Genomic DNA, 23,776 nt, shown 5'->3' on the forward strand with positions numbered 1-23,776 from the left:
TCGGCCGGCCCCGGGGCGATCCTTCGTCTCTCAGGTGCTGGAGTCGCGCTCCCACCGGTAGAACTCATGGGCCATCGCGTCCTTCGGACCACGCCAGGTCTGCGGGTCGTACGGACTGATGAACGCGGTGAGCTTCTCGCTGAGGTCCTGGAACTCCGGGTGCTGGTGCACCTTGGCGATCTGCGGGCCCGGTGGGCGGTCGGATTCGATCAGATGCAGATAGACGTCGCCGAACTGGAACAGCTTGCGCCGGTTGACCCCGACGAGGTGCGGCAGTTCGCTGCTGTCGGAGGCGGCGAACAGTGCAGCGATGTCCGGCGCCGACTCCGGCGCCATCCGGGCGACGATCAGAGCGTGGTGCATGGGCAGGGTGCCTTTCTGATATCCGGCCGGTACCCCGCCGGGGTGGCGGGGTGGCCGGACGCGGACGGGCCGGGGATCAGCGGGCGCTGACCGGGGCGGTACGGCGCTCGCGGTCGCGCTGCTCGATCTTGTCCCGGATGAGCTCCATCTGGACGCGCGAGTTCCGGTTGATGTTGTCGGTCATCCACGCGTCGTCGACGGGTGCGTCGGGCCGCATCGCGAAGTCCTGCGCCCAGCGCAGCTTCGTGCCGCCGGGGACCTCCGAGTACTCCCAGCGGATGTTCATGTGCTGGAACGGACCCGGCTCGACACGGCGCGCGACGACCTTGCGTCCGGCGCGGTCGGTGGTGCGCTCGGAGACCCAGCTCCACACCTTGCCGTTCTCGTCGGGGTGCATGGTCAGGCGGAACGTCGTCCTCTCGCCCTCCCGTTCGATGACCTCGACGGCCGCGTACTCACTGAACAGCCGCGGCCAGTTCTCCAGATCGTTCGTCACGTCCCAGACCAGGTCGAGGGGGGCGGCGATGGTGATCTCGTTCTCGGTGTGTCCGGACACTTCAGGCTCCTGTCATGAGGGTGTGGTTGACGAGGTCGAGGAATTCACGGGGCGTCTTGCACCGGTCGGCGTCGGCCGGGAGCGGCCTGCCGTGCCGGTTCTCCAGCACGCCCACGATGCCGAGGAGGCCGAGCGAGTCCAGGCCGTACTCGTCGAAACCGGACGCGGGCCGGCTCTCCATCTCCTGCGGGTCGACGCTCACTCCCGCGCCCTTCTTCATCAGTGCGGCCAGCTCCTGGTAGGTCAGTGGATCGTTCATGAGGGCTTCTCCTTGTCACACGTGGGTAGCGGTGGGGCGTCGCAGCACGATGGCCGCGTTCGAACCCATGAGGCCACGGCTCAGCACGAGCGCCGTCCTGAGTTCGGCGGGGCGCGCCCGGCCGGTGACGACATCGAGTTCGTGGCACACCTCGACGACGTTCGGGGTGGGAGGTATGAGGCCGTTCTCCATGGCCAGTACGGCGGTCGCGGCGTCCAGCACCGGCGCTCCGCAGTAGGCACGGCCGATGCCGGTCTTGGGCGCCGTCACGGGTACCCGCTTGCCGTGGACACCGAGCGCGTCGGCGATGGCCAGTGCCTCGGCACGGTCGGCGATGGGCACGCCGAAGGCATCGGCGAAGACCACGTCGATCTCCTCCGGCGCACAGCGGGCCTCCCGCAGGGCACCGCTGATCGCCCGGGCGAGCCCCTCCCGGGACTCCTTCCACCGGGACGCCCCGGTGAACGTCGCCGAGTGGCCTGCCAGTTCGGCCCTGACCCGGGCCCCGCGGCGGTTCGCCGCGGCCTCCTCCTCGACCACGAGCATGGCGCCGCCCTCGGCGGGTACGAAGCCGCACGCTTCCGAGGTGAAGGGGCGGTAGGCCCGGGCGGGGTCGTCGCAGACGCTGAGGTCCTCGTACCCGAGCTGGCAGACGACCGAGTACGGGGCCAGTGGCGCCTCGGCGGCACCGACGACCACTGCGTCGGCGCCGCCGCGGATGGACCGGGCGGCATGCGCCAAAGCGTCCAGGCCGCCCGCTTCGTCGCTGGCCACGACGGCGCACGGCCCCTTGAATCCGCCCCGGATCGAGATCTGGCCGGTGCTGGCCGCATAGAACCAGGCGATGGACTGGTAGGGGCCGACGTACTTGGACCCCTGTCCCCACAGCCGTTGCAGTTCGCGCTGGCCGAACTCGCCGCCGCCGGAGCCGGCGGCGGTCACCACTCCCACGGCGAACGGGTCGCCCTCGTAGTCGGCCCGGCCGAACCGGGCGTCGTCGAGGGCGAGATCCGCTGCGGCCATCGCGAAGTGCGTGAACCGGTCGGTCTGCACGAGGTAACGTTCCTCGATCAGATCCACGGGGTCGAAGCCCCTGATCTCGCCCGCGACCCGCAGCGGCAGGTGCTCGCAGCCCTCACGGGTGACGCGGTCGAGAACGCTCACCCCTTCCTGCGTCCTCTTCCAGAACGACTCCGTGGTCGTGCCGTTGGGGGCAACGACACCGATGCCGGTGACGACGGTGCGCCGGGCCTTTCGGGTGCTCATGGTGTCCTCCCACCTGTTCTGGTCAGGGCCACGGCGGACTGGAATCCACCGAATCCGCTGCCGACCGACAGGACGCTGCGCAGCTTCTGGGGCCGCGCGGTACGCGGCACGTAGTCGAGGTCGCACTCCGGGTCCGGGGCTTCGTAGTTCGCCGTCGGCGGCACTGTCTGGTTGACCAGGGCCAGCACGCAGGCGGCGATCTCAATGGCGCCGATGGCGCCGAGCGAGTGACCGACCATGGACTTGATCGAGCTCATGGGCACGTCGTAGGCGTGCGCGCCCAGGGCCCGCTTCACAGCGGCCGTCTCGTGGCGGTCGTTCTGCTTGGTTCCGGATCCGTGCGCGTTGACGTAGTCGATCTGTGAGCTGTCTATCCGGGCATGTCCGAGGGCCCTGTTGATGGCTTCGGCCATCTCCAGTCCCTCGGGGGTCAGCCCGGTCATGTGATAGGCGTTGCCGAAGGTGGCGTAGCCTGCGATCTCGCAATACACGGTGGCGCCGCGGGCGCGGGCGTGTTCCAGCTCCTCCAGGACGAGTACGGCTCCGCCCTCGCCCATGACGAAGCCGTCCCGGCGGGCGTCGAACGGTCGGGAGGCGTGCTCCGGGTCATCGTTGTTCGCGGACGTCGCCTTGATCGCGTCGAAGCAGGCCACCGTGATCGGGGTGATCGGCGAGTCCGACGCCCCGGCGATGCAGACGTCGACCCGGCCCTCCTCGATGGAGTGAAAGGCGTACCCGATCGCGTCGAGGCCGGAGGTGCAGCCCGTCGAGACGGTCTGCACCGGACCGTGCGCGCCGACCTGTTCGGCGACCGCCGAGGCGAGGGCGCTGGGTGAGAAGGCCCGCTCCAGATGGCGGCCGGCCGGGCGGTGGTCGACATCCCAGCGGGCGCCGCCGCCACTGACGGCAACGTAGTCGTGCTCCAGCCGGGTGGTACCGCCGACGGCGGTGCCGAGGGACACCCCGATGCGCCAGGGGTCCACCTTCTCCGGGTCGAGCCCCGCGTCGCCGAGGGCTTCCCTGGCGGCGACGAGCGCGAACTGGACGTACCGGTCCGAGCGGGCGATCTCGTCCTCGCCGAAGCCGTGGGCCGCGGGGTCGAAGTCGCACTCGGCGGCGATCCGGGAGCGGAATCCCACCGGGTCGAACAGGGTGATGCCGCGCGTCGCGGTGCGTCCGTTGGCGAGGAGGTCCCAGAAGGCCGGCGCGCCGATTCCGCCCGGGGCGACGACCCCGACTCCGGTGACCGCCACGCGCCGGGTCATGAAGCAGCCTCGGTTCGTTCTGGCGGCGCGGCCCGGTCGACGGTCTCGGTGTGCTCGGTGTCGACGTGACCGAGTTCCGGGCGCGGGGCGAGCGGACCGAGGTGGAAGACCATGCGCGCTTCCACGTCGCCCACGTTGCGGAACCGGTGACGTACATGCGGAGGGATCAGCAGGCCCTGGTCGGGCCGCATGGCGTGCGGTTCACCGTCCAGGTCCACCTCCAGGAGACCGTTCACGACGTACACGAACTCCTCCGAGTACGGGTGGTAGTGCTCGCCGATGCGGTCGCCGGGCTGCACGATGGCCAGCCCCATGAAGCCGCTGGTGGCACCCACCGCAGTCGGCGTGAGCAGGGCGCGCAGGTCACCTCCGCGCCTGCGGTTGGGCTGGGTCTCACTGAGGTCCACGATGCGTGGCCGATGCGTGGTCATGACTGCTTTCCTCCTGGCGCAGTGCGCGTGGTGTTGACGGGTTGAGCGAGAACCCCCCAGGGTGCTGACGCGCGGCTCAGGAATCCGCGGCCCGCCGATCGGTGATCAGGGTCATCTCGGACTTCTTGAGGAAGCGCGAGATCTCCTGGTCATTGGTCGGCGCGGCGTTGACGCCGACGTCGAGGAGTCGTCCGAGCCTGGTCACCTTGGCGGGGTCGTCGATGCCCAGCGCCTGGGCGGGCTGCGCGTCGAGCGGACCGACAATTTCGAGGAGCCGCACGACGATGTCGTCGCGCTGGAAGATGGTGCTGCTGTCGATCGGACTGGTCCGGTCCTCTGCCGCCTCCTCGTCGTTTCCGGCGAGCAGCCGCGCGAGAGCCATTCCACAGCCTTCCTTGGCCTGGTAGAACAGCGCGTGCCGGCGGATGTCCGCGGCGTTGTGCCGACCGGCGGTCACGTGGTGGACCGTGGGCAGCGCCGCCCGCGTGAAGAACACCCGAGCGGAGTTCGAGTCGCTGAGGTCCCGGTCCTGCTCCAGGTACGGGTTGATGGCCTCCTCGACGGCCCTGACCTCGGGCTGACGGGACACGTGGCGCAGCGCCGCGAGGAGGTCCCCCTCGACCTCCACGGCCCGGACGACCCGGTTTCCGTGCATGAAGAGCGAGGTGCGGCGCAACCGGGTGTGCTCGTCGACCCGGGCCTTCGGGGAGTCGTAGTCGGCGAGGATCTTCGCGACGACGTCCTCGCTGCCGGGCTTCACGGTGAAAGTGAGGGCGTGGCGGACCACACCGTCGCCCAGCCGGGGGGCAGACTGCAGGTGGCCCTTGGCGGCCTCGGGGGTGCTCTCGAACGCGGTCCCGGTCTCCCGCAGGACGGAGAAGCGCAGTGACCGGGTGTCGCGTACGCAGCTGTGCAGGGGCTGGACCGTCTCGACGTGCTCCTCGCTGTTGACCCAGGCGAGGAAGGGCGGTGCGCTCTCCCACTCGCTGGTGATGAGCCACTGCGAGGGGTTCTCGATCGACTGGCACAGCTGGTCGCTGATGTGCCCGGGTACGGACGCCACCTGATTGCGCAGATGCTCGTACGCCTCAAGGAATTGGTTCTGGGCTCCGTCGTGCAGATCCAGCAGCAGAACGACCCGTAGCCTGGAGCCGTCGAAGGCGGACTGCGAGATCCGTTCCGAAAGGGTGGTCATGTGTCGTTCTCCTTCGAGACGGCGTGGCGTCCACGTGGATGGCCTGCCGTCGGTTGTCGAATGGAATCGGAGCGGGGAATCTCCCGGCGGATGCGTGACGTCCGCCCCCGCGCCGCGGGCTGCGTCCCCGTGACCGATCGTGAAACGCTGGTCCGGCCGACGCGAGATTTGTGAACCGTTCAGGTGAGCGGCCGTCCGGGAGCCGTCCGAACGGCTCCCGTACGGGCATGGTCAAGGCATCTGTACGGCGTCGGAGCTGGAGCAACTGATGAACGAGAACGTCGATCTCCGTGTACCCGTCCTCATCGTGGGCGGCTCCCTGGTGGGTCTGTCCGCATCACTTTTCCTCGGCCGCCTCGGCATCGAGCATCTTCTGGTCGAGAAGCACGCGGCCACCTCCACACACCCGCGCGGTCGCGGCAACAACGTACGGACCATGGAGGTGTTCCGCACGGCGGGAGCCGAACAGCGGATCCGGGAGGCCGCTGCGGTGCTCGCGGACAATCACGGGATTCTGCAGGCGGGTTCGCTGACCGGCGACGACCAGGAGTGGCTGTTCAAGGAGATCGACCCGGGCGGCGGACTGGCGCGGTTCAGCCCGAGCGGCTGGTGCCTGTGCAGCCAGAACGATCTGGAGCCGGTGCTGCTGGCACAGGCCCGCGAGCAGGGCGGCGACATCCGGTTCTCCACCGAAATGATGACGTTCGACCCGGATGACTCAGGGGTGGAAGCCGCGTTGAAGAACCGGGAGACCGGTGAGCACATCAGCGTCCGTGCGGACTACCTCATCGCGGCCGACGGTCCGCGCAGCCCCATCCGGGAGCAGCTGCGGATCGGTCAGTCGGGACCCGGCGACCTGTTCCACAACGTGAGCATCACCTTCCGGTCGCGGAAGCTCGCCGACGTGCTGGGCGACCGGCGTTTCATCGTGTGCTACCTGACCAACCCCGCGGCGGACGGTGCTCTGCTGCCGGTGGACAACGAGAAGGAGTGGGTGTTCCACGCGCCGTGGCAGCCCGAGCGGGGCGAGACGCTGGAGGACTTCACGGACGAGCGGTGCGCGGAACACATCCGCCGGGCGACCGGTGCACCGGACATCGACGTGGAGATCACCGGGAAGGCCCCGTGGCATGCCGCGGAGCGGGTCGCCGAACGCTACAGCCGAGGCAGGGTCTTCCTCGCCGGGGACTCCGCCCATGAGATGTCGCCGACCGGGGCGTTCGGCTCCAACACCGGTATCCAGGACGCGCACAACCTCGCCTGGAAGCTCGCCGCCGTGCTGCGCGGCGAGGCCGGTCCGGGGCTGCTGGACACGTACGGGGCGGAGCGGCTGCCCGTGGCGCGGGCGACGAGCGAGCGGGCCTCGTCCCGTTCCGCGGAGCACAGCCACCCCGGATATGCCCCGCCTCCCGGTGCGGGCGGCGGGAAGCAGGGCGGCCTGCTGCCGGTGGCGCTGGGCTACCGCTATGTCCGCGGCGCCGTGGTGGGTGCCGACGCCGAACAGCCGGTGGTACCGCAAGGGCTCCGGCTGAACGGCGAACCGGGCTCCCGGGCGCCGCATCTGTGGGTCCATCAGGCGGGTGAGCGCAGGTCGACGCTGGACCTGTACGAGCGGTCGTTCGTGTTGCTGAGCGACGGCGCGGATGTGGCGTGGCGCCGGGCGGCCGCGCGCGTGGCCGACCGGCTTTCGGTGCGGGTCGACGCGTTCGGCATCGGCGCCGGCTCCGACCTGGAGCCGGAGAACGGGGTGGACTGGGCGCAGGCGCACGGCACGAGCGCCGAGGGCGCGGTGCTGGTGCGCCCCGACGGCTTCGTGGCCTGGCGGTCGGAAGGTTCCGTCAGCGACCCGGAGACGACGTTGCACGAGGTGCTGTCCTCCCTGCTCCGCCGGGACTGACGCCACCGGCCAACGTTTCGCCGATGTCCCGGTCCATGCCGAACGACCACAGCGCCGCAAGGAATTCTGCCGGCCGGGCGGTGTGGACGCGATGTCCGGCGTCGATGGTGACCAGCCGGCAGTCGGGGATCTGCCGGGCCATCCAGACGAGTCGGTCCTGCGCGAGATGGCTGTCGGGCTCCCCGCCGATGATGAGTGTCGGGGCGGTGATCTCGCCGAGCCGCTCACGGGCCGCAGGGTCGGGGTCGTTCAGCTGGGCATCGATCGACGGGACGACCGGCCGGTCGAAGTCGAGTTCCGTGTCGGGGCGACGGGCGGGCGCGGCGGGTCGGCGAGCGGGAAGAGCGGCGGGGCCTCCTCGATGACGAGCCTGCCGATCAGCGCTGGTTCCTGTCCGGCGAGCAGGAACGCGGCGACGCCGCCCGCCGAGTGCCCGACGACGGTCGCGCCGGACAGATCGCAGCCGTGGTCCGCCACGAGGCAACTTCACCGGTCCGCGCGTAACCGGAGGATCCGGGAGGGGCGACGGACGAAATGCGTCTCCCCTCTTGCCAGGCCGGGGAACCTCCTGAATTACTGCTCCCGTAACGTTCGACCGAATGGTCGGTCGTCCGCTCGGGGAGAGGGAGATCACGGATGACTGCTCTGCTGGACGCGGCGGAGCGACTCGGCCGCCCGGAGCTGCAGGCGTTGCAGCTGGAGCGGCTGCGCGCCACACTGCAGCACGCGTACGACCATGTCGGCTTCTACCGGGCGGCATTCGACAAGGCGGGGCTGCGCCCGGACGACTGCCGTTCGCTTGCCGACCTGGGCCGATTCCCGTTCACGACGAAGGCGGATCTGCGGGACAACTACCCGTTCGGCATGTTCGCCGTGCCGGAGGACCAGGTGCGGCGTATCCACGCGTCCAGTGGGACGACGGGTCGCCCCACGGTCGTAGGCTACACGCAGCGGGACCTGGACACCTGGGCGGACGTGGTCGCCCGCTCGATCCGGGCCGCGGGCGGCCGTCCCGGGCAGAAGGTCCATGTGGCTTACGGATACGGCCTGTTCACCGGCGGTCTCGGCGCGCACTACGGGGCGGAACGGCTCGGCTGTACGGTCATCCCGGCATCCGGCGGCATGACGTCGCGCCAGGTGCAGCTGATCCAGGACTTCCGGCCCGACATCATCATGATCACGCCCTCGTACATGCTGACACTGCTCGACGAGTTCGAGCGTCAGGGCGTCGATCCGCGCACCACCTCGCTCAAGGTAGGCATCTTCGGCGCCGAGCCGTGGACACAGGAGATGCGTCGGGAGATCGAGGAGCGGTTCGCGATCGACGCGGTCGACATCTACGGCCTGTCGGAGGTGATGGGCCCAGGGGTCGCCCAGGAGTGCGTGGAGACCAAGGACGGGCTGCACATCTGGGAGGACCACTTCTATCCGGAGGTCGTCGACCCGTTCACCGGCGAGGTGCTGCCGGAGGGCGAGAAGGGTGAGCTGGCCTTCACGTCGCTGACCAAGGAAGCCATGCCGGTGATCCGGTACCGGACCCGGGATCTGACCCGGCTGCTGCCCGGCACGGCCCGGGCCTTCCGTCGGATGGAGAAGGTCACCGGGCGGAGCGACGATCTGGTGATCCTGCGCGGGGTGAATCTCTTCCCGACCCAGATCGAGGAAATCGTGCTGCGTACGCCAGGGGTGGCACCACACTTCCAGCTGCGGCTGACCCGCGAGGGCCGTCTCGACGCGCTGACGGTACGGGCGGAGGCGCGGGCGGAGTCGTCACCGGACCAGCGGGCAGCCGCTGCGCGGTCGATCGCGGGGGCGGTCAAGGACGGCATCGGGGTGTCGGTCGGGGTCGAGATCGTCGATCCCGAGACGCTGGAGCGGTCGGTCGGCAAGTTCAAGCGGATCGTGGACGACCGCGGCGAGCGCTGAGACGCCGGAACGGCGGCGCCCGCTCCTGTCGCGTGTTCCCGGGACGCCGGGCCGTCGAGTCGAGTCGCCCGGCGCGCCCGGCGCCCTGCCGGTCCGGTCACCGTCCCTCGTCGACGTGGCGGACACCGCGGTGTTCCTGGCGTCCGCTCGGACCGCCGCCCCGAGGGGGGTCCGCCGTCGACGTCAGCTGCGGCGCAGTCGCCGAGGACGACCCTTCTTCCGAAAGGGCCCCGGAGTTACGGCTGCGCGAACCGGTCCCTGAGCTCACGCTTGAGGATCTTTCCGCTCGCGTTGCGGGGGAGCTCGTCCACGAAGAGGACCTTCTTCGGGGCCTTGAAATGGGCGAGCCGTTCCCGTACATGGTCGAGAAGCTGCTGCTCGGTGGCGTCCTCGCGCAGCACGACGACCGCGGTGACGGCCTCGATCCAGCGTTCGTCGGGCAGCCCCACGACGGCTGTCTCGGCGACGGCGGGATGGGTGTAGAGGGCGTCCTCGACCTGGCGGGAGGCGACCAGGACTCCGCCGGAGTTGATGACGTCCTTCACCCGGTCGACGACCGTGAAGAAGCCTTCCGGGTCGCGGACAGCGAGGTCGCCGGAGTGGAACCAGCCGTCGCGGAACGCCTCGGCGGTCTCCTCCGGCTTGTTCCAGTAGCCCTCGCACAGCTGCGGTGACCGGTAGACGACTTCGCCCGCCGTGCCGTCGGGGACCTCCTTGCCGTGGTCGTCGACGACCCGTGCCTCGACGAAGAGCACCGGACGGCCGCAGGAGTCCATCCGGCCTTCGTGCTCCTCCGGCCCGAGGACGGTGGCGAGCGGGCCGATCTCGCTCTGTCCGAAGCAGTTGTAGAAGGCCAGCGCGGGCAACCGCTCACGAAGCCGTTCCAGCACCGGGACCGGCATGATCGACGCGCCGTAGTACGCCTTGCGCAGCCCACCGAGCTCGCGGAAGGCGAACTCCGGGTGGTTGGCGAGCCCGATCCAGACGGTGGGCGGGGCGAACAGGCTGTCAGCCTGCCCGGCCTCGACGAGGTCGAAGATCCGGCCCGCTTCGGGCGCGTCGAGGATGGTGTTCTCCGCCCCGACCGCGAGGTAGGGCAGCAAAAACACATGCATCTGCGCGGAGTGGTAGAGCGGTAGCGAGTGGACGGGCCGGTCGGTCGGGCGCAGGTCGAGGGCGGTGATCGCGCTGACGTACTCGTGGACGAGGGCGCCGTGCGTCATCATCGCGCCCTTGGGGAGCGCGGTGGTGCCCGAGGTGTACAGCAGTTGCACGAGGTCACCGACGGCGGGTTCGCGCTCGGGGGTGAAGGGGCGCGGGGTGGCGAGCGCGCCGAGCAGGGAATCCGGTGCGTCGCGCAGCACCCGTACGGCGAATCCGGCCGGGATGCGGTCGGTGAGTGCCGGGTCGGTGAGGACGAGGGCGCTGCCCGACTGCCGCAGTATGTACGTCAGGTCGTCGCCGGTGAGGTTCCGGTTGACCGGCACATGGACCAGCCCGGCGCGGGCGCAGGCGAGGTACGCGATCAGGTACGCGTCGGAGTTGTGCGCGTAGGAGGCGACCCGGTCACCGGGGTGCAGGCCGTGGTCGGAGAGGAGGACGGCCGCCGCGGTACTGACTGCCGTGTCCAGCGTCCGGTAGGTCCAGGACCGGTCGGCGTACCGCACGGCGGTGCGCTCGGGGGTGCGCCGTGCGCTGCGGGTCACGACGCCGTCGACTGTGGAGCTGCGTACACCTGTCATGGCGTGATCCTGGGCGGCCGGGACCGGGCGGTCAAGGGTTCTGTTACCTGCCGAGTCGTTGACAGGGCCACGGACGTGCTGGCTGAGTTGCGCGTGGTGTCTCGGGGCATCCGAGCAACCGCCTTTCTCACCCGCACAGTTGGGAGGACCCTTGCCCCTCCGTAACCGTCTGGGACTTCTCACGGTGTCCGGTCTCGCACTGTTCACCGTGTCGGGGTCCCTGCCTCCGGCCGTGCTCGACGCCTCGCACACCCGGCATCCGTCGGGCGGCGGGCTGTCCGCCGTGATCCGCTACACCGAGTACGGCATCCCGCACATCGTGGCGAAGGACTACGCGGATCTCGGGTTCGGGAACGGCTGGGCGCAGGCCGCCGACCAGGTGTGCACGCTCGCCGACAGCTTCGTGACGCTGCGCGGCGAACGGTCGCGGTGCTTCGGTCCGGACGCGACTCCGGACGGTTCGCTGTCCTCCGCGACGAACAATCCAACGCCGTTGCGTTTAGCTTCGGCGGCGGGTCGCGAGCCCGTGTTCGAGGAACGTGATCTCGGCATGGAAACTGTAGGTCTGCGTGGTCGCGGGGTGCTGTCCGGCGTTCGGCCCGTACTTGCTGGTGGGGTTCTTGCGGGTGCGGGCTTTGGTCCGGGACCTGCGCCGGGTGGGTAGGAGTGCGTCCAGCGCGGCTCGGCCGATGAGGACCGCACCGGTGGTGCACAGCCGCTTCACGCCGAAGCGGCGCTGGTGGTCGGCGGCGAACTGGCAGCGGTTCACCAGCGCGTCTCCCGGCGAAATACTTCGACGCCTTCCGTAGGATCTCGCATTCCTCCTCCAGCTCACGGACCTTCTTCCGCGAGGCGGCGTTCTCCGCCTCCAGCGGCGTGGGCGGCTCCGCCGACACCTCCGCCCGGCGTCCGCGTCGTCTACCCAGTTCCGCAAGGCCTCCGGGTTGATCCCCAGATCAGCGGCGACCTGCCTGATCGTCGCTCCTGGCCGTGAGGTGTACAGCGCGACCGCGTCCGCCTTGAACTGCGGCTCGGACCCGCGGTCTCACTGGCCGCGTTCGCGTGCTTGCCTCCCGTTTTGAGAACGTTCAAGAGGTTGTGGGCGGCGTGGCCGATGTCCCCCAACTCGTCCTACGCGACCACATAGTCGGCCGACCCCTTCGCCGGCGTCGAACCCCCCGTGCTGTCGGTCGGCCTGGTTCAGCCTCATGGCGACGGCCGCCTTCTCCGCGGCCCACTCGTCCTGGAACGACATCGTCGACGCCCTCGTGTCCCTGATCGGAAAGCTGCCCCGCGCGCCACGCTACCCACGTGATCAACGATCTACCACAGGTGATCGATCATACGGACGGGTTCTTCACTCACGAGCGTCATTGCGCCCGGCCTACGCGAAGGGCCACGTCAGCGGTAGGCGCGGGACCGAAAGATGGGTGACAGCATGTATGGAATCGTCGATCACGGTCGACAAGACTTGCTCCGAAAACGGCTCCCCGGTCCGGGGGAGGTCGACGCTGTGCCGAAAGCACCGACCGGGGCAAGGGGGAGATGGGGCATGTCGCTGTTCTGGCGGATGTTCCTGTCGAACGCCGCAGTGCTCATGCTCGCAACCGGGCTGCTCGTAGGCCCGTGGGTCACGGTGTCCAGCCCGGTTCTCATGCACGAGGCGCTTGTGCTGGGCGGAGGCCTGATCGCGATGCTGGTGGCCAACGCGCTGCTGTTTCGCATCGGCCTCGCTCCTCTGAAGCGTCTGACCAAAGCGATGGCGGATGCGAATCTGTTGGAGCCCGGCCAGCGCACCCGGGTCACGGGAGGCGGCGAACTGGCGGAGCTGACGGAGACGTTCAACGTCATGCTCAGCCGGCTGGAGACCGAGCGCGCCGAGAGCAGCGGCAGGGCCCTGTCGGCGCAGGAGTCCGAGCGCCGACGGGTCGCCCGCGAGCTGCATGACGAGGTCGGCCAAACCTTGACCGCCGTCATCCTGCAGTTCAAGAGCCTCGCCGACCGCGTTCCGAGGGCCCTGCACGAGGAAGTCATCACCGCGCAGGAGGCGGTACGGAGCAGTCTGGACGAAGTGCGGCGCATCGCCCGCAGACTGCGGCCGGGCGTGCTCGAGGACCTCGGCCTGCCCAGCGCCCTCAGGGCCCTCGTGACGGAATTCTCCGCGCCCGGCGTCACCGTCAGCCACCGGGTGGACGGCTCCCTGACAGCGCTGGGAGCGGAGGCCGAGCTCGTGCTGTACCGCGTGGCCCAGGAAGCCACGACAAACGCGGCCCGCCACTCCGGGGCGAGCAGGATCGATCTCAAACTGCGTGCGGCCGGTGCGCGGGCCGTGGAACTGACGGTCAGCGACAACGGCAAGGGCTTCCACCGGGCAACGGAGGGGGCAGGACTGCAAGGCATGCGCGAACGCGCCCTTCTCCTCGGCGCGACGCTCACCCTCGGCTCCCACGGTTCCGGCGGCACCACCGTACGGCTGCGAGTCCCGCTACCGACGGGCGGAGCCATATGAACACCCCTGTACGCATCCTCCTGGCCGACGACCACGCCCTCGTACGACGGGGCGTATGCCTCGTCCTCGAGTCGGAGCCGGACCTGACCGTGGTCGGCGAGGCCGACGACGGCGCCCACGTGATCGAGCTGGCCCGGGACGTGGACGCCGACCTCGTCGTCCTCGATGTCACGATGCCGCGTATGACCGGGCTCCAGGCCGCCCGTGCCCTGGCGAAGTCCCGGCCTGAACTCAGGATCCTGTTCCTGACGATGCACGACAGCGAGCAGTACTTCTTCGAGGCGCTGAAGGTGGGCGCCTGCGGATACGTCCTGAAGTCGGTGGCCGACCGGGACCTGGTGGACGCCTGCCGGGCGGCGATGCGCGACGAGCCGTTCCTCTACCCGGGCACGGAGACCGCGCTGATCCGCCACTACCTGGACCTGGTCCGGCGCGGCGAGGGCCTGCCGAGGAAGCCGATCACCGAGCGCGAGGAGGAGATCCTCAAACTCGTCGCCGAGGGCCGCACATCGAGGGAGATCTCCGAACTGCTGGTGATCAGCGTCAAGACCGTCGACCGCCATCGCGCCAACCTGCTGCAGAAACTGGGCATGCGCGACCGGGTCGAGCTCACCCGCTACGCCATCAGGACCGGCCTCATCGAGCCATAGCCCGGCGTCGGGTGCCGCCGCCTCCCAGACCTCGCCGGCCCAACCGTTGTCTTCCAATGGGCCGGCGTCGGTCCGGTGCCCCATGCACCGGATCCCGTACCACCATGCACTGATACACGTACAAGGGGAAACGTGAAAAGCCACATACCGGCGCTCCCGCCAGGGCGTCGCGGACGGTCAAGACTCGACCGGTCCAGAGGTCTGCGCGGCACCGCGGTCGGCGTCGCCCTGCTGATGTCCCTCTCCATGATCAACGGGGCGGAAGCCGCTGCCGCCGCCCCGGCCGCCCAGGCGCAAAAGAAGCCGGCCGCACAGCCGGTCACCGCCGCGGCCGACATCACCTCGGCGCGCGTGGCGGCCCGCCTGTCCGGGCAGCGAGTGGAGGCGCTTTCCGAGCGGACCGAGACGTCGACCACCTGGGCCAACAAGGACGGCTCACTGACCACCGAACTGTCAGCCGGACCGGTCCGCTTCCAGGACCCGACCACGGATGACTGGCGCGACATCGACGTCGCGCTCGCCGCGCAGCAGGACGGCTCGGTAGCCGCCAAGGCCCACCCGCAGGGCCTGACCCTCGCCGGCAAAACCGGCACGCCCGCACGATCCATGCAAGCGGCCCAGTCCACCCCGGCCACCGACCTGGTCACCCTCGGCCGGGGAGACGAGCAGATCACCCTCCAGTGGCGGGGCGGTCTGCCCGCACCGCAGCTCGACGGCACCCGCGCCACCTACGGGAACGCGGTCCCCGGCGCCGACGTCGTGGTCGAGGCCACCCGTACGGGCTTCGAGCAGTTCGTCGAGATCAAGGAGAAGCCCGCCGACGGCTTCGCCTACACCCTGCCGCTGCGGACCAAGGGGCTGAAGGTCGAACAGCAGGCCGACGGCAGCGTGCTTTTCACCGACAAGAAGTCCAAGAAGACCGCGGTCATGCCCACCCCGGTCATGTGGGACGCGACGGTCGACCCGGTCTCCGGCGAGCACACGCGCCGGGTCAAGGTCGCCATGAAGGTCGTCAGGACCAAGGGCGGCGTCGACCTCGGCATAACCCCGGACGCGGGATTCCTCGCCGATCCGGCGACGAAGTACCCGGTGACGGTGGACCCGTCCACCTCGTCCCTGTCGAACGTCTTCGACACCTACGTCCAGCAGGGTGAGACGGTCGACTGGTCCAACGACGTCGAACTGGACCTGGGCAACCCGGGCACGAAGAACGCCGACGGCACGTACCGCACCGCACGTTCCTTCATCACCTGGAACACCGCCCCGATCGCCGACGCGCTGGTGATGGACGCGAAGCTGTCGCTGTGGAACTTCCATTCCGGCAACTACACCGGGTCCTCGTGTCCCTTGCAGCCGTGGGAGGTGTGGTCCACCGGCGCCCCGTCCACGTCTTCGCGCTGGGCCGCGCCCAACCAGCCGGCGTGGACCGCAAAGAAGGCCACGTCCTCGGAGACGAGGGGCAATTCCTCCTGCACCACGCAGCCGGACGGCTGGATCAACGCCAATGTGACGACGATGGTGCAGGAATGGGCGTCGGCCAAGGCGGCCAAGTCGCACATGGGTCTGCGCGCCTCTGACGAGGCCATCACGGGGCAGTGGAAGCGGGTCAACTCCGCCAACGCGGCCTCCAACCCACCCAAACTGGTCGTGACCTACAACTACCGGCCGCGTACCGGAACCAAGCAGGAAGCCGGCCCGCCGTTCTTCTCCTACGGCGGCGCCTACGTCGTCAACACCGTCACCCCGACGCTGCGGGACACGTTCGTCGACCCCAACGGCGACAAGGTCAACGGCACCTTCCAGATCTTCGACTCCGCCACCAACACCCAGGTCGGCAACGTCATCGTCTCTCCCTGGGTGAAATCCGGACAGGTCGCCTCCGTGACCGTCCCGGCCGGGGTGCTGGCCAACGGCAAGTCGTACAAGTTCCGCACCAGTCCGTATGACGGCACCCACTACAACACGGGCTGGTCGGAGTGGAAGACCTTCACGGTCGACACCACCTCGCCCATCGCGCCGACGGGTATCACCTCGACGGACTACCCGGCCACCGCATGGATCAAGGGCGCGGGCCAGGCCGGCACCTTCACCGTCACCCCGAACGGCACCGACCACAACTGGCTGGAGTGGTCACTCGACGGCGTGACCTGGACCAAGGTCGCCACCGCCGGCTCCACCGCCGCCAAGGCCATCAGCATCACCCCGCCGAAGGACGGCACCCACACCCTCCAGGTCCGGCAGGTCGACAAGGCCGACAACAAGTCCGAGCCCATCGACTACACCTTCCACGCCGGGCCGGGCGGTTTCATCCAGCCCTCCGAAGGCGAGCGCACCGCACGCCGGCTGCCGCTGGCAGCGGAAGCCGACGCGGGCACATACAACTCCGTCTCCTTCTCCTGGCGGCGCTCGGAAGCCGATCCGTGGGTGAAGATCCCCGCAGGTGACGTGACATCCGGCGGTACGCCACTGTCTGCGTGGCCGGTGCCGATGAGCAGTGGCAAGAACGCCACGCTGGTCTGGAACGCCACGAGCACGGTCGACCCGGACGGCACGGTTCAGATCAAGGCCGACTTCACCGGTCCGAACTCTGCCTCAGGCAGCACCGAGCCGTTGGCTGTCGTGGTGGACCGGACGGCTTCGGGTGCTGCGGCCGAGGATGTGGGCCCGGGTTCGGTGAACTTGCTGACGGGTGACTACACCCTTTCGGCTACGGATGCGTCGGCGTTCGATCTGTCGGTGTCTCGTACCATCTCGTCGCGGACTCCGGACAAGGGCGCCAAGCAGGAGGGCCAGGCACCAATTTTCGGCAAGGAATGGGTCACCGGCACCGTCGCCGAGATGACCGACTCCGATTTCTCCCACATCAGGAAAGTGTCCGACACGGCCGTGGCTGTCGTCGACTCCGAAGGCGAGGAGACCCACTTCGCTGCGAACGCCGCGAAGACCGGCTGGATCGCAGAGCCCGGCTCCGAGGACCTGACCCTCAAGGGCAGCGTGACGACCTCGTTCACGCTCACCGACACCGAAGGCACGGTGACCGAGTTCACCAAGCCCGACCCGGCGACCACCACCTGGCAGGTTTCCAGCACGCTGCTGGACGGCCTGTCCAACTCCACCACGACCGTGGTCTCCGAAACGGTCACGGTCGACGGCAAGAAGCTGGCCAGACCCAAGCGGATCATCGGCGCCACGTCCGCAGCGACGACGGCCACCTGTACCGCAGACCCGGCGACCAAGGGCTGCCGGACAGTCGAGTTCGTCTACGGCACCTCCACCACCGCAACCGACACCACCTTCGGCGACTACAGCGGCCAGGTGAAGGAAATCCGCCTGTGGTCCACCGCGCCGGGCGCGGCTACGGCAACCTCCAAGTCCGTGCAGATGTACCTGTACGACGGCTCCGGCCGTCTGCGCCAGGCGTGGAACCCGCAGATCAGCCCCTCGCTGAAGTCCGAGTACGCCTACGACGGCGCCGGCCGGGTCACGACGTTCACCCCGCCCGGCGAACTGCCGTGGACCTTCACCTACGGCAAGGCCGGCAGCGCGGACACCGCCGGCGAGGGCATGCTGCTCAAGGCATCCCGCCCGGGCCTGAAGCAGGGCACCACCGACACGGTCGAGGGCACCGCTGCCACCAGCATCGTCTACGACGTGCCGCTCACCGGCACCACCGCTCCGTACAAGATGGGCGCTGCCGATGTGACGGCATGGGGCCAGCTGGACGCGCCCACAGACGCGACAGCGGTCTTCCCCGCCGACGCCGTACCCACATCGCACTCCGGCACCTCACTCACCGCCACCAGCTACAAGCGGGCCGAGGTCCACTATCTGGGCATCTCCGGCCGCGAGAGCAACTCCGTCACTCCCGGCGGCCACGTCTCCACCACCGAGTACGACCGCTTCGGCAACACTGTCCATGAACTGTCGGCCGCCAACCGGGCCCTGGCCCTCGGCCTCACCGCCGACGACAAGGCCGCCCAAGCAGACCTGGGCATCGGCCAGCTAACCCCGGCAGAGCGCGCCGACCTGCTGGCCACCCGCTCCGTCTACAACGACGCCGGAACCCGCGAGCTCGAGGAGTACGGCCCGCTGCGCCGCATCGATCTCACGGCCGACCTGAAGTCGGGCACCACCACCCTGGTCCCTGCGGGTACGTCGGTCACCGCTCGGACCTGGACGGTCAACGAGTACGATGCCGGCCGCCCCACGGACGGCACCGCCAAGGTCAAGGACCAGGTCACAAGGACCACGACCGGCGCTCAGGTGCGCGAACACCCCACGGTGCACGGTGAGACTCGCGTCTCCCAGACCGTGTACGACTGGGCCAAGGGGCTGCCGACCCAGACGATCCAGGACCCCGGCGGTCTGGCCATCGCCACCAAGACCGAGTATGACGGCCAGGGCCGCACCATCAAACAGCTCCTCCCCGGCGCGAACGGCACCGACGCGGCCACGCGAGTCACCACCTACTGGTCCGCGACCGGCACGGGCACCTGCCAGGGGCGCCCGGAGTGGGCCGACCTGGTCTGCTCCATTTCTCCCGGCGGAGCGATCACCGGAGGCGGTTCCAACCCGACCGGTCTGCCGACCACCACCACCGAGTACGACTGGTGGGGCAGCCCGGCCAAGGTGATCGAGACTGCCAACGGCGTCACCCGCACCACCACAACCACCTACGACAGCGCGGGACGTCAGACGAAGGTCGCCATCAGCGGCGGCGTCGGACAGAGCGTCCCTGAATCGACCACCGAGTACGACCCGGCCACCGGGCAGACTGTCAAGACCAGCTCGCCAACCGGCGGCACCATCACCAGGGCGTACGACAAGCTCGGCCGCCCGATCTCCTACACGGACGTCGACGGCGGCACCACCACGACCGAGTACGACCTGCTCGGCCGCCCGGTCAAGGTCTCCGACTCGGTACCGTCCACCACCACGTACACCTACGACACCGCCATCGAGCCCCGCGGCATGGCGACGAAGACGACTGACTCCGTAGCCGGCAGCTTCCAGGCCACCTACGACGCCGACGGCTCGGTCAGCTCGGAGAGACTGCCCGGCGGCTACACCCTCAGGCAGAACGAGGACACCACCGGCTCGGCCACGGACCGCACCTACACCCGGGACAGCGACGGCACGATCGTCTACTCCGACACCGTGACCGAGTCCATCCACGGCCAGGTCGCCTCCCACGCGAGCTGGTCGGATGAGACCTACCGCTACGACGCCACAGGCCGTCTCACCACGGTCGAGGACACGACCGAAACTCTGTGCACCCGCCGGAGCTACGCCTTCGACCAGCGCACCAACCGCAAATCCCTCACCTCGGCGACCGGCACCCCGGGCGCCGACTGCCCCACTACAGGAGGCACCACCAGCAGTCACACCTACGACAGCGCCGACCGCATCGTCGACACCGGCTACACCTACGACGCATTCGGCCGCACCACCGCAGTCCCCGGCAACGGCACGATCGGCTACTACGCCAACGATCTTGCCTACCAGCAGACCGCGGACGGCAAGCGTCAGACGTGGCAGCTCGACGCCGCACTGCGCTTCCGCTCCTGGAAAACCGAGACCGGCAGCGGCACCACGTGGACCCAGACCGGATCCAAGCTCAACCACTACGACAGTGACGGTGACAACCCGCGCTGGATCGTCGAGGACACCGCCAGCGGGGCACTTACCCGTAACGTCGACTCGGCCTCCGGCGACCTTGGCGCCATCACCAGCAAGACCGGCGACACGATCCTGCAGCTCAGCAGCATCCACGGGGACGTGGCCCTGCAACTGCCGCTGGACACCAGCAAGGCTCCCGTCGCCCTGGACAGTGACGAGTACGGCAACCCCCGCACCGGCCAGGCGACCACCCGTTACAACTGGCTCGGCGCGAAGCAGCGTTCCAGCGAGACCCTCACCGGCCTCACCCTCATGGGCGTCCGCCTGTACAACCCCGCTACCGGCCGCTTCCTGTCCATGGACCCGGTTTACGGCGGCGGTGCCAACGCCTACGAGTACGTCAACGCCGATCCGCTCAACCGCTTCGACCTCGACGGCAAGTGGTGGAGCTGGAAGAAGGTCAAGCGCGGCTTCAAGCGCGCAGCCCGCCACGTCCGCAAGAACTGGCGCACCTACGCCGGATACGGCGCAACGGCAGCCTGCATCATTGCCTCCGCAGGCACCTGCGCCGTCGCCAGTGTCGCGGTCTTCGCCGCCACGTCGGTGGCGGACGGCCGCGGGGGCAGATGGCGTACGAAGAAGTACTGGAAGTCGACGGCCAAGTCGGCCGCCTGGACCGCCGTCGGCGTCGGCGCAGGCCGATTCGCGGCGGGCTCCTGGTGGAAGTCCAGCCGCGGATTCTCACGCGGAGGCCGCCACGCCGCAGGCCGAAGCAGCCACGCCAAGCGCTTCTCCTACCGGCGCACAGCGTGGAACTACGCAGGCAACTCCTGGACAGGCACGCTGACCTGTGGAATGAGTTGGAAGATGCGCTACTGCTAGGCAGATTCCGCTGACGGGGGTGCCGTGCGGTCCGCGCGGCACCCCCGTGTACTTTGGTTGACTTCTGGGGCGGAAGGGCTGCGTCAACGGTCAGTTCCGTATGCCTCGAGATGCACTTGATGGCTGACTTTGAACGCAATCGTGACTGCGGGATTAAAATCCCAGCGCGACTGTCCTCACATTCGGAGGCGCCATGCGCTACAGAAACAGAGCCGTATATTTCGCTTCGCTGGCAATGGTCCTGGCCATGTTGGCGGTCGCCGTCTACTTCCTGTTCTTCGATTCAGGAGCGCCCCGCAATTTCTGGGACGTGTGCCTAGCCCTTGCGGTGCCCGGCGTAGTTACATGGACACTGATTCGCGTTGGCCTGACTCCGTACGTCGAATGGGGGAAGGGGTGCATCACGGTCTGCAACCCGTTCTTCACCTATAGGGCGAGTCTGGGTAGCGTCCGACTGCTGGGCAGGGAGGGTAGAGGCGGCGCCTTCAAGATTGAGGGAATTGGAGTAGTCCTACCTTGGGCTATGACACGGTCCATCTTTGACGGAAAGAGAGCAAATGCGGCGCGTCGAGATTTGCGGCACGCGGTTCTTACATCAAAGAAAGGGGACCCGGCGTTCACGTCGTCCCGGAAAGCCCGCTTCGGGTGGTTCGATCTCCTTATTGTGCCTTTTGCCGCTGCTCTTGTCTGGGCTTTTCTTCCGTAGACGGGAATCCCTCTGCATCGACGGGCATGCTCAGCGGGTCTCGGCGGCAAGTTCGGCCTGGTTACTGGATAGGTGGGTGTGGGCAGCCTGCGTTTCAGGTCGGCGTTGACCAGCTCGTCAGGGTTCAGTCCGGGTGAGTAGGAGGGCAGGAAGTGCAGCTCGATCTCGTCCTTGTGGTTGGCGAGCCGGGCCCAGACGGCCTTCGAACGGTGGGCCGAGTTTGGGCTCGCGGTGCTGGACGGTTCGAGGAGCGACTGCGCGCTCGGTTCGGACCCGGACGCGGTGCCGCCGGGCATCTTCGGGCCGGGCCGGATGCCGACCGTCAAGGATGCTCCGTACGTCGAGAACTCCAACAACAGCGCCTGGCTGACCAACGCCGACGCACCGCTGACCGGCTACGAACGGGTCTTCGGCACCATCGGCACTCCCCGCTCGATGCGGACCCGCGGCGCGATCGAGGATGTGTCGGCGATGGCGGCGAAGGGCCGGCTGACAGTCGGCGACCTGCAGGAACAGCAGTACGCGAACCGCGCCCCTGCCGGTGACCGGGCAGCGGCCGACCTGGCGCGCGCCTGTGCGGCGCTGCCCGGCGGAACCGCGGCCGGCAGCGACGGCAGGGCGGTCGATGTGTCGGCGGCGTGCGACGTGCTTGCACGCTGGGACCGGAAGTTCGACACCGGCAGCCGGGGGGCACTGCTCTTCGACCGGTTCTGGCGCAGGGCCACCGCGGTGCCGGCGGCCGAGCTGTGGAAGGTGCCCTTCTCCCTCACCGACCCGGTCGGTACCCCGCACACTCTGAACACCGCGGCGCTCGCCGACGCGGTGGCCGAACTGCGGGTGGCGGGGATCGCTCCGGACGCGCCGCTGGGCGCGAACCAGGTGGTCGTACGGAACGGGAAACACATCCCGGTCGGCGGTGGCACGGAGTCCCTCGGCGTCTGGAACAAGACCGAACCGGTGTGGGACGCCGCGGCCGGCGGGTACACGGAGGTCTCGGCCGGCTCCAGCTACATCCAGGCGGTCGGCTGGGACGGCTCCTCGTGCCCGGTGGCCCGCACCCTGCTCACGTACTCCCAGTCCTCGAACCCGAACTCACCGCACTACAGCGACCAGACCGAGCTGTACTCCGGCGAGCGCTGGGTGACCTCCCGGTTCTGTGAGAAGGACATCGCGCGCTCGCCGGCGCTGCGGGTGGTGCGGGTGGTGCGGGTGGTGCGGGTGCGCGAGCACCGGTAGCACGCTCCGGAGGCACCCCCTGACCGTTTCCGGGCGGTCAGGGGCCCGTCGCCGCGGACGGTCAGAGTCCGGTCATCGCATGCGGTCAGGGGCTGATCGCGAGGACGACGAACGCTGCGAAGATCGCCAGGTGGACGCCCCCCTGCAGCAACGTGGCCCGTCCCGGTACGACGGTCAGCGCGCCGACCACCACGGTCAGCGCAAGCAGCACCATATGGGTGGCGCCGAGGCCGAGATGAAGCGGTCCGGGCAGCCAGATGGAGGCCAGGGCGATGGCCGGGATGGTCAGCCCGATGCTGGCCATGGCCGACCCGAGGGCGAGGTTGAGGCTGGTCTGCACGCGTTCGCGGTGGGCGGCCCGGACCGCGGCGAGGGTCTCGGGCAGCAGCACCAGCAGGGCGATGACGACACCGACCACCGCCTGCGGCAGCCCGGCGGCAGCCACGCCGGACTCGATCGTCGGCGAGACGGACTTGGCGTCGCCGACGACGGCGACGAGCGCGATCAGCAGCATGGCGACGCTGAGCGCGGTGGCGCCCCGGCCGGGTAGCGCCGCGTGCTGGTCGTCCTCCTTGAGCCGGCCGTCCTGGTTGAGCGGCAGGAAGTACTCGCGGTGCCGGACGGTCTGTACGGCGACGAACAGCCCATACAGGAAGAGGGACGCGACGGCGGCGAAGGTGAGCTGAGCGGTGGAGAACTCGGGGCCCGGTCTGCCGATGGTGAAGGTCGGCAGCACCAGACTGAGGGTGGCGAGGGTCGCGACGGTGGCGAGGGCGGCGCCGGAACCTTCGGCGTTGAAGACGGCGACGCGGGAACGGACCGCGCCCACCAGCAGGACCAGTCCGACGATGCCGTTGCAGGTGATCATCACGGCGGCGAAGACGGTGTCGCGTGCGAGCGCGGACGTCTTGGGGCCGCCGTCCACCATCAGGGTGACGATCAGGGCCACCTCGATGATGGTCACGGCGACGGCCAGGACGAGCGAGCCGAACGGTTCGCCGACCCTGTGGGCGATCACCTCGGCATGGTGGACGGCGGCGAGCACGGCGCCCGCGAGACAGAGCGCGACGACGGCGACGGCGAAGGCCGGCAGCTCCCGCCCCCAGCTGAACACCAGCGCCACCGCCGCGACGATCGGCACGACCACGGTCCACTGGGTAGCCAGGGACCGGACCGTCTCGCTCGTTTTCATGGGCCACACGCTGCCAGAGGTGGCCGGGGTGCGCTCGGCGGATCAGTCCGGATCAACCAGGTCCGGGCCGACTCGGCCTATA

16 protein-coding genes and 5 pseudogenes are annotated in these 23,776 nt (G+C 69.1%); 8 read left to right on the forward strand and 13 right to left on the reverse strand.

The genetic code is table 11. From position 1 onward, the window contains the following. Positions 1–30: 30 nt before the first annotated feature. The 7 genes from AB0I23_RS27600 to AB0I23_RS27630 all read right to left on the reverse strand — a co-directional run bounded on the left by AB0I23_RS27600 (position 31) and on the right by AB0I23_RS27630 (position 5,335). Complete coding sequence (locus AB0I23_RS27600; RefSeq protein WP_359113209.1) at positions 31–363, reverse strand: TcmI family type II polyketide cyclase; 333 nt, start codon at positions 361–363, stop codon at positions 31–33. A gap of 76 nt (positions 364–439) precedes the next feature. Then, a complete protein-coding gene (locus tag AB0I23_RS27605) occupies positions 440–919 on the reverse strand; it encodes an SRPBCC family protein (protein WP_359113211.1) in 480 nt (159 codons plus the stop codon). Between the two features lies 1 nt (position 920). Next, entirely contained in the window at positions 921–1,178 is a 258-nt protein-coding gene (locus AB0I23_RS27610; RefSeq protein ID WP_266989585.1) for an acyl carrier protein, read from the reverse strand. A 15-nt stretch (positions 1,179–1,193) separates the two neighbouring features. After that, positions 1,194–2,444, reverse strand: a complete 1,251-nt coding sequence (locus AB0I23_RS27615) for a ketosynthase chain-length factor (protein ID WP_359113213.1) — start codon at positions 2,442–2,444, stop codon at positions 1,194–1,196. After that, a complete protein-coding gene (locus tag AB0I23_RS27620; RefSeq protein WP_359113215.1) occupies positions 2,441–3,709 on the reverse strand; it encodes a beta-ketoacyl-[acyl-carrier-protein] synthase family protein in 1,269 nt (422 codons plus the stop codon). The genes AB0I23_RS27615 and AB0I23_RS27620 overlap by 4 nt, the downstream gene beginning before the upstream one ends. Then, complete coding sequence (locus AB0I23_RS27625; protein WP_359113217.1) at positions 3,706–4,140, reverse strand: cupin domain-containing protein; 435 nt, start codon at positions 4,138–4,140, stop codon at positions 3,706–3,708. The genes AB0I23_RS27620 and AB0I23_RS27625 overlap by 4 nt, the downstream gene beginning before the upstream one ends. Before the next feature lie 76 nt (positions 4,141–4,216). Then, positions 4,217–5,335, reverse strand: coding sequence for a SchA/CurD-like domain-containing protein (locus tag AB0I23_RS27630; RefSeq protein ID WP_359113219.1), 1,119 nt, complete (start codon positions 5,333–5,335; stop codon positions 4,217–4,219). 268 nt (positions 5,336–5,603) lie between these two features. Between AB0I23_RS27630 and AB0I23_RS27635 the strand changes: the two genes are divergently transcribed. Further along, a complete protein-coding gene (locus AB0I23_RS27635) occupies positions 5,604–7,232 on the forward strand; it encodes an FAD-dependent oxidoreductase (RefSeq protein ID WP_359113221.1) in 1,629 nt (542 codons plus the stop codon). Positions 7,233–7,266: 34 nt separating this feature from the next. Here the strand turns inward: AB0I23_RS27635 and AB0I23_RS27640 are convergent. Continuing rightward, positions 7,267–7,691 (reverse strand): annotated as a pseudogene (locus AB0I23_RS27640) (alpha/beta fold hydrolase); the annotation flags it as partial. A 177-nt stretch (positions 7,692–7,868) separates the two neighbouring features. Here AB0I23_RS27640 and paaK point away from each other — a divergent pair. Continuing rightward, positions 7,869–9,158, forward strand: a complete 1,290-nt coding sequence (gene paaK / locus AB0I23_RS27645; protein WP_359113222.1) for a phenylacetate--CoA ligase PaaK — start codon at positions 7,869–7,871, stop codon at positions 9,156–9,158. A 236-nt stretch (positions 9,159–9,394) separates the two neighbouring features. Here the strand turns inward: paaK and AB0I23_RS27650 are convergent, their stop codons facing one another. Then, positions 9,395–10,900 carry an acyl-CoA synthetase gene (locus tag AB0I23_RS27650; protein ID WP_359113224.1) on the reverse strand — a complete coding sequence of 502 codons (1,506 nt, stop codon included), beginning with the start codon at positions 10,898–10,900 and terminating at the stop codon, positions 9,395–9,397. A gap of 151 nt (positions 10,901–11,051) precedes the next feature. Between AB0I23_RS27650 and AB0I23_RS27655 the strand changes: the two are divergent. Continuing rightward, a pseudogene (locus AB0I23_RS27655) lies at positions 11,052–11,384 on the forward strand (penicillin acylase family protein); the annotation flags it as partial. Positions 11,385–11,399: 15 nt separating this feature from the next. On the opposite strand, the gene AB0I23_RS27660 reads toward AB0I23_RS27655, so the two are convergent. Together AB0I23_RS27660 and AB0I23_RS27665 are read right to left on the reverse strand one after the other, a co-directional pair. Next, entirely contained in the window at positions 11,400–11,669 is a 270-nt protein-coding gene (locus AB0I23_RS27660) for a hypothetical protein (protein ID WP_359113306.1), read from the reverse strand. A 180-nt stretch (positions 11,670–11,849) separates the two neighbouring features. Next, positions 11,850–11,903 (reverse strand): annotated as a pseudogene (locus AB0I23_RS27665) (hypothetical protein); the annotation flags it as partial. Positions 11,904–12,452: 549 nt separating this feature from the next. Between AB0I23_RS27665 and AB0I23_RS27670 the strand changes: the two are divergent. The 4 genes from AB0I23_RS27670 (at position 12,453) to AB0I23_RS27685 (ending at position 21,266) form a co-directional block, all read left to right on the forward strand. Continuing rightward, on the forward strand, positions 12,453–13,409 hold the full coding sequence (locus tag AB0I23_RS27670; RefSeq protein ID WP_359113226.1) for a HAMP domain-containing sensor histidine kinase: 957 nt from the start codon (positions 12,453–12,455) through the stop codon (positions 13,407–13,409). After that, a complete protein-coding gene (locus AB0I23_RS27675) occupies positions 13,406–14,059 on the forward strand; it encodes a response regulator transcription factor (RefSeq protein WP_359113227.1) in 654 nt (217 codons plus the stop codon). The genes AB0I23_RS27670 and AB0I23_RS27675 overlap by 4 nt, the downstream gene beginning before the upstream one ends. Positions 14,060–14,293: 234 nt before the next feature. Next, entirely contained in the window at positions 14,294–20,560 is a 6,267-nt protein-coding gene (locus AB0I23_RS27680; RefSeq protein WP_359113302.1) for a DNRLRE domain-containing protein, read from the forward strand. Positions 20,561–20,753: 193 nt separating this feature from the next. Beyond that, a complete protein-coding gene (locus AB0I23_RS27685; protein ID WP_359113308.1) occupies positions 20,754–21,266 on the forward strand; it encodes a hypothetical protein in 513 nt (170 codons plus the stop codon). An 83-nt stretch (positions 21,267–21,349) separates the two neighbouring features. Here AB0I23_RS27685 and AB0I23_RS27690 read toward each other — a convergent pair. After that, positions 21,350–21,478: pseudogene (locus AB0I23_RS27690) on the reverse strand (transposase); the annotation flags it as partial. Here AB0I23_RS27690 and AB0I23_RS27695 point away from each other — a divergent pair. After that, positions 21,444–22,502, forward strand: a pseudogene (locus AB0I23_RS27695) (penicillin acylase family protein); the annotation flags it as partial. The pseudogenes AB0I23_RS27690 and AB0I23_RS27695 overlap by 35 nt on opposite strands. Before the next feature lie 85 nt (positions 22,503–22,587). Here AB0I23_RS27695 and AB0I23_RS27700 read toward each other — a convergent pair. Then, on the reverse strand, positions 22,588–23,694 hold the full coding sequence (locus AB0I23_RS27700) for a calcium:proton antiporter (RefSeq protein ID WP_359113229.1): 1,107 nt from the start codon (positions 23,692–23,694) through the stop codon (positions 22,588–22,590). Positions 23,695–23,776 lie beyond the last annotated feature (82 nt).

This window comes from Streptomyces atratus (assembly GCF_040655115.1).
Classification (GTDB): domain Bacteria; phylum Actinomycetota; class Actinomycetes; order Streptomycetales; family Streptomycetaceae; genus Streptomyces; species Streptomyces atratus_D.